The sequence below is a fragment of the Thermoplasmatales archaeon genome, assembly GCA_026127925.1.
Classification (GTDB): domain Archaea; phylum Thermoplasmatota; class Thermoplasmata; order Thermoplasmatales; family Thermoplasmataceae; genus JAKAYB01.
In genome coordinates this window covers 22,762-28,932 of the sequence record JAJSLM010000013.1, presented here as the reverse complement: position 1 = coordinate 28,932, position 6,171 = coordinate 22,762, and the positions used below count along the sequence as shown (strand labels likewise).

At 39.9% G+C, this 6,171-nt stretch carries 8 protein-coding genes and 1 tRNA gene; 2 read left to right on the top strand and 7 right to left on the bottom strand.

Annotated features, from left to right (window positions below):
* Window positions 1-232: 232 nt before the first annotated feature.
* The 4 genes from LVQ96_08470 to LVQ96_08455 form a co-directional block, all read right to left on the bottom strand.
* A complete protein-coding gene (locus LVQ96_08470) occupies window positions 233-838 on the bottom strand; it encodes a hypothetical protein (GenBank protein MCW6171183.1) in 606 nt (201 codons plus the stop codon).
* A gap of 137 nt (window positions 839-975) precedes the next feature.
* The gene (locus LVQ96_08465) at window positions 976-1,698 is read right to left on the bottom strand and encodes a helix-turn-helix domain-containing protein (protein ID MCW6171182.1); all 723 of its coding nucleotides are present in this window, start codon (window positions 1,696-1,698) and stop codon (window positions 976-978) included.
* A 462-nt stretch (window positions 1,699-2,160) separates the two neighbouring features.
* A tRNA-Lys gene (locus LVQ96_08460) sits at window positions 2,161-2,234 on the bottom strand.
* Between the two features lie 102 nt (window positions 2,235-2,336).
* A complete protein-coding gene (locus LVQ96_08455) occupies window positions 2,337-2,804 on the bottom strand; it encodes a hypothetical protein (GenBank protein MCW6171181.1) in 468 nt (155 codons plus the stop codon).
* Window positions 2,805-2,978: 174 nt separating this feature from the next.
* Here LVQ96_08455 and LVQ96_08450 point away from each other — a divergent pair, with 174 nt between their 5' ends.
* Complete coding sequence (locus tag LVQ96_08450) at window positions 2,979-3,341, top strand: DUF3198 domain-containing protein (protein ID MCW6171180.1); 363 nt, start codon at window positions 2,979-2,981, stop codon at window positions 3,339-3,341.
* Between the two features lie 16 nt (window positions 3,342-3,357).
* Here LVQ96_08450 and speE read toward each other — a convergent pair whose 3' ends face one another.
* A complete protein-coding gene (speE, locus tag LVQ96_08445; GenBank protein ID MCW6171179.1) occupies window positions 3,358-4,233 on the bottom strand; it encodes a polyamine aminopropyltransferase in 876 nt (291 codons plus the stop codon).
* 219 nt (window positions 4,234-4,452) lie between these two features.
* Here speE and LVQ96_08440 point away from each other — a divergent pair, with 219 nt between their 5' ends.
* Window positions 4,453-4,722 (top strand): HU family DNA-binding protein, encoded by a 270-nt coding sequence (locus LVQ96_08440; protein MCW6171178.1) that lies wholly within the window; start codon window positions 4,453-4,455, stop codon window positions 4,720-4,722.
* A gap of 4 nt (window positions 4,723-4,726) precedes the next feature.
* On the opposite strand, the gene LVQ96_08435 is transcribed toward LVQ96_08440, so the two are convergent.
* Entirely contained in the window at window positions 4,727-5,020 is a 294-nt protein-coding gene (locus LVQ96_08435) for a DUF5611 family protein (protein MCW6171177.1), read from the bottom strand.
* A 9-nt stretch (window positions 5,021-5,029) separates the two neighbouring features.
* Entirely contained in the window at window positions 5,030-6,052 is a 1,023-nt protein-coding gene (locus LVQ96_08430) for a TIM barrel protein (protein ID MCW6171176.1), read from the bottom strand.
* Window positions 6,053-6,171 lie beyond the last annotated feature (119 nt).

The following is a 6,171-nucleotide window of genomic DNA, read 5'->3' as shown; positions in this document are numbered from 1 at the left end:
TGCTATCGTTAAAAGTGTGGTTCCTTTCCAATATTTCTAGGCCTATTCCTTTCGTTAGTCATCCAGATCTTCACGCTCTCTTTCCGGCTTAATCGCCCGTACATATCATATGTATACTATTCTTTAACCACTAAAAGGACATTAAATAAACATATAAGTTGTCTATTATTTTTTCGTTGTAGAAAAGAGGATTCGTTAGTTCATTTTGAAAGATTAAAGACTGTTGATTTTATTATCGCAAGATTCTAATCGACACTATGTTTCTTCGCACGAGAACGTTATTTTTTCCAAAGTCAGAGACGACTCGGAATCCTCTCTCGGTAAACATGTGTATTGAACCGAACCACAGTTCATATGCGCCTTTCCATTTCACAGGGTAAGCTTCTACGAGTCCACCACCGTTTCTCGCTATTCTTTCTAGCACGCCATCGAGTGCAAATTTTGCCACCCCAATATGACGATGATGGGTGTCAACAAAGAAACAGGTTATTCTCCATTTCTTTGCATTGTCATCTGTAATCCTTAGATTCGAATACCTCTGTGAATTTTCTATCCTGGGTAATTCCTCGAATGTACCATATTGACATGAGGCGACTACGCTCTCGTTATAATATACTAGAACGGATCTGGACTTACCTTCTTCAATAAGCTTTTTTTTGAGATCGTGGTTGGATACGCGTTCTTCGCCCCTCTTTATCCTGGGAATTGGAAGCTTTCTGTGGTAGTATACACACCAACAGGAGCTCTGAACCCCGTTGTACTTATTGAAGAGTTCCTCAAATTTAGGCCATGATCTAGAGTCCAGATCACCGATACTGTACTTTCCTTTCATTTCCATATGCTCAAACACTCCCTTTCATTTATTGGATTGCAAATATTTCCGACCTTTAGAAATCCTTTATTACTTTTGATCATCAAAGTCCTGAACCTAAAAGAGCCATTTGCATTTGGTGCCTTATTGCCCCTCTGAGAAGCTCATTCATTTATAGGTATGGCCGGAATTATGCGTTCCTCTCTTTTCATCCCGGAAGACTTGTAGAGTTTCAGATAGGGCATCAAGGACTGAATAACTTTGTTCTCAGCTTTTCTAAGATGTTCCTCGTATGTTGACCTAGAAATTCCTATGGTAGCAGAAATAGACTCAGTGGTAATTTTTCTAGGAGATGAATAATAACCATAGTCGTACGCCTTCGATAATGCCTCCATCTGTTTTTCAGTAAGATCGGAAAAAAAGGTTTCCGCCCATACAGATAAAGGGATGGCATCTTGGTGAATGCTCTTCTTGCTTAGAAGTTCCACATTTCCGAGCTTAGAAAGTTCACGGAATAGCTCTTTAATGTCTTTTTCATTGAATGCGATTACTCTAAAATAACCCCAGCCATCAAGGTAGGTCGCAGGACCGACATCACTAGTATGGGTTCGTTCTGTAATCTGCCAGACAGTCTTGTAAAGATCACAACTGCACTTAAGTGTCAAAATAAGACCGTCTGACGACGGCCTGAATTCCTCGATAAATCTTCCAATTTTCTTTACATATTCCTCTATATCAGTTTTAAGAGATCTGCCACCTAAAGGAATATGGATCATTTCTCGCTCCCAAACGCACCACATTGTTATTTTTGAGCCTTTGTACCTCTCAGACATTTCGATCAGAGGATAATCGTACCTTATCTTGAACGAAATTTCCCACGATGCCATGATGATCGAATTTAACTGCATTAATAAACTTTGTCCCCTCGTTCGACGGCTCTGTACGCAGGCACAAACTAGTTCCTATTGAGTTCTATATAAGAATTATCATGTTACCCTTACCTGACAGAAAATATGTTGAGCTTTACAGAATTGCAAGCGACTTGGAACTTGACCAGTACATCAGAGATGAATGGCATGGTGACAAGTCATTTTTGATCCATCCGACAGAGCAGAAAAAGAAAAGATCAATTTCATTAGCTTTTTGGAGAAAATAAAGTCGCGAACTGCAGTAACATAATTTCTTCCATAAAATTTCAAGCCCATCTGATCTGAGACTTTGTAACTTTGTTTGTGTACTCGAGACTCAATGAAAATGGGTACTAAATCTTTCTTGGTCGATGATTCCTTCGTAATTTTTAAGGATCGTATGTACCTGTTTTTTGAGAACAAATTAAACTGTAAGTGAAGCGGGTCCGAGGGGGTTCGAACCCCCGACCTATGGATTAAGAGTCCATCGCTCTACCTAGCTAAGCTACGGACCCACGTTGCCTCTAACGGAAATGATTTATTGATATATAGATTTGTTAGATTCACTTGAAATGTTTTAAAGAAATTTTAAGCTGGACAGAAAGAATCGGGTTCGCTTAACTGGCCCTGTAATCGCTTACCAGCATGCCGATGAAGGAAAGCATTGCAAAAGTCGCATTCAAACCATCCTGTACGTTCTTGTCACGGACCTTCTGCATGATATTCAAGAGCATAGCTTTGGAACTAATCTTCCCGTCAGTTATTTCATTCGTTTCTGGTGCAGCTACAAAACTACCAAGTTTCTCTAAGGTCTCCTTATCGTTTATCAGGGCAAGGAGCGAGAACATAACTTTCCCAACCTTGGAAAGTATATCCTGAAAACCCTCCGATTCGAAGAAGCTAACTATCATTTCTAAATCATCCGCTGAGACCTTCTTTGAAGCCTTGTCCACAAGTTCAAGGGCGCCAGAGCTTTTCAACTTTTTGAGTATGTCCATCAACATGGTGAACACATCAATATTTGACGTCAAATCCGACATCAACTGATCCATCGGATCATTATTTTCATCAACAGATTCTGCCATAGATATCAAATGGAAATTACATAAGACTTAATTATTGTATCTAAAGAAATCGCCGTGAACGACCTTGCTTTCATTGATTGCGTTCATGTGAAATCGCATCAGTGAGGTTTAGAGTATTCCATTTTCATAAAAGTGACCGAACAAATTATATAATGCAATTCAATCAAAACGAACATGAGCTTCTCATTTCGATCAATACAGCAATACGCGTACATAGTGTTATTTGCCATAGGCGTGATTCTGCTTGTTATCACTTCAAACGATCTTTTGTTCCACGCGCCACTCAGGGTTTCGTTGTCGTATACTGGAACGTGGGAATACTGGATATTTGTTCTCGGAATCATTCTTGTAATGGCATTTCTCTACATGTTTGTTAAAACAATGAATGACACAAAGAAATTCCTAAATATAGTTGACAGTGCAAGTAAGCAAAACTTTATAAAAAATTATAATGATTTGGCTGCAATAGCCAAACGGCTTGGACCTAAATATGAGGAACAGTTTAAACAGACCGCCGAAAAATGGCACATAAAGTAGTTTCGCAGGGTATATCTTACTTTTTTCTACTGCTTTTGCTTTTCTTTTTCTTGTCTTGTGTGACTGCGGTCTGAATCAAATCCTTCACGAACTGCGGCAATTTCGGTGCGCCGACATATACGTCCTGATTGAAGTATTTACCTGGCTTTATGTTCTCTCTATTATCGACAAACTGGACGTCGGAGGCCATGGTGAATGACCAGAAGCCACTTGGATATGTGGGAATAAATGCACAATAAACCCTTGCATATTTGAATGTAGCCGATAGTCCCTGATAGGCCATTTTGATGGCTTTTGGCTGATAGAAGGGGGAGCCGGACTGGGTCACTACTATACCGCCAGGTGACAGAACCGATTTGACCTTTGAGTAAAAGTTTTGTTCAAAGAGTCCCTCTGCCGGGCCAACTGGATCTGTTGAATCTATCACAATCAGGTCAAATTTCTCTTTCACGGAAGAAATGTACTTTACCCCATCATCAATCTCCAATGTTACCTTTGGATTCTTAAAAGACTTGTAAAGTGAGGGGAAGAATTTTTTTGAAACCTCTACGACCTGCTTGTCTATCTCAACATTAACGATCTTCTTGAGGCCAATGGAAAGGAGAGCACCTGCAGCGCCACCGTCTCCGCCTCCGATTACAAGTGCAGACTTTGGAGCGCCCTTTGATGAGTAATAAGGCATCATTGTTATCATCTCATGGTAAACGAATTCGTCCCTTTCCGTAAGCTGGACAGTTCCGTCAATCGCCAACAACTTCCCAAAATCATAGGTGTCAAATACGTCAATCCGCTGATAATCTGTTTTAACAGACAGCAACTGATCGCTCACCCTGAATGACAATTCGAGATTACCTGAGTACATTTCTGAGAACCAATTTTCTATTAGTTTCACATGAACATAATATCGAAAAACCTATTTAACCATTGCATATTCGGACGCAAAATCGCTGCAGAATGCCTAAAATGCGGAACTTTTTGAATATGCTCTAAAATCCTATCTTTTTATAATAAAATTATGATATCCAGTGATGCCGTGTATGTTGTGCTCAGCAAAAAGTCCTATAGAAATATTTTAATACTTCCATTATATTGTATCTTTGGAGGAATAATAATGGTAGGAATTAGTGAGCTAGCAAAAACAGTTTCGAAAAAGACGAACACGACACAAAAGGTTTCAAGGAATGTCATAAAGACCTTTCTGAACAGCGTAATTTCAGAGGCTGACAGGAACAGCAAAATTAACCTTGCTGGGTTTGGCATCTTTGAAAGAAAGACACAGAAAGCCAGAAAGGCAAGAAACCCCCAGACAAAGAACATCATAAATGTGCCGTCTAAGAAGAAATTTGTTTTCAGAGCTTCAAGCAAAATAAAATACAAATAAATTTTTAGAGTTTTGACATTATTTTTTTTCTTTCTTTAACAGAATAACCGGTTATTTTTTCTATCATTTGATTAAATTGTTTTACAGTTTTCATTGGATCCGGATTATCTTTTGCGCTCTCCGTCCCAACCACTAATTTCTTGCTTGAAATGGTAAAATCAATTACCGAGAGCCCAGGGATACTGCAAATTACATGATCCCCGTCTATCCTCGCGTCATCAGAGAAAGACTTTACCACTTCAAGAATGAAGTCGGAAGAGAGCTTGACACTTTTTTTTACTGGATATTCCCTAGTCATCAGACCACCTCACGCAACGGCCTTCTTGCCCGAGCTCTTCTTAGCGAACTTGCGTGACAAAGCACGCAGATAAATTATGTTCATGTACTGAGCGTCGTGCTCCAACAATGGCGAGCTTGATATGATAGTCATATCAGATTCATAATTCAGAAGAGCTTCAGCTAAAGTTTCGAATTTAAGGGTCCCGTGCTTTATCGCATCAAGCTTTAACTCATTATGATCATCATACTCTACGCCAGCGAATTCTGTGTATAGATCAGATTTTGCATATTTTGAGAATTCGGAGAGCAAAGCTTCGAAGTTGCTTACCTCTATCAGACTACCGCCGGTTATTGAATGTACATGTGGAAAATTAAGTATGGGTTCTATACTTTTTACCCTTTTGGCAAGTTGGATGAGCTCTGCGGTCGTTCCAAATATCTCAGTTTTCCCGGAGGTTTCTACTCCTATGTATGGAAATCCATTTTCTGGTTTGCATTCGTTGCTCATGGCCCTGTAAATCTTCACACTTCGCTCAAGACTCTCCTTTTTTGACCCATTGTAGAAGCCCGTATGAGTTACGACTCTTCTTGCCCTCATCGCGCGGCCAATGATCAGCGTCCACTTAAGGTGGTTATATGATTTGATTGCGATTTCCTGATCGCTCAGCATGTCCATATAGTACGGAGCGTGCATCGAGAGTTCCACATCAAGCTCGTCTGCCAGATCGCCACCCTCTTTCAGTTCGTCATAATTTCTGGCCATATTCCAGAACAGTTCCTGCACGATGTCCGCTTCTTCAATGACCGTGTCAATTCCTACACTCTTGTAATTCCCGTTCTTATCCTGTCTCAGTATATCTACGATTATGGATGAATCCACGTCCACCGGTCTAAGGCCACTGTACTCGGCAGCAGGACGTTCTTCAACATTTACACGGAGCAATTGTACCTCAAGAGCATTCATTCCAAGAAGGTGCGCATCTTCCACTGATTCCACGTAAGTTCTTCCTTTACTGGTAAGTGGAATACCAGCAATACCAAATCTAATCATCTTCTACACTTCAACACATCTCTTTATAAAAATCTTAATAGCCTGCAAGGACAAAAAGGAGGAAATTTCCCATGAAAAAACATCAAAGTTGCGTTTTGCTTTAAATATTAGAATTAAGT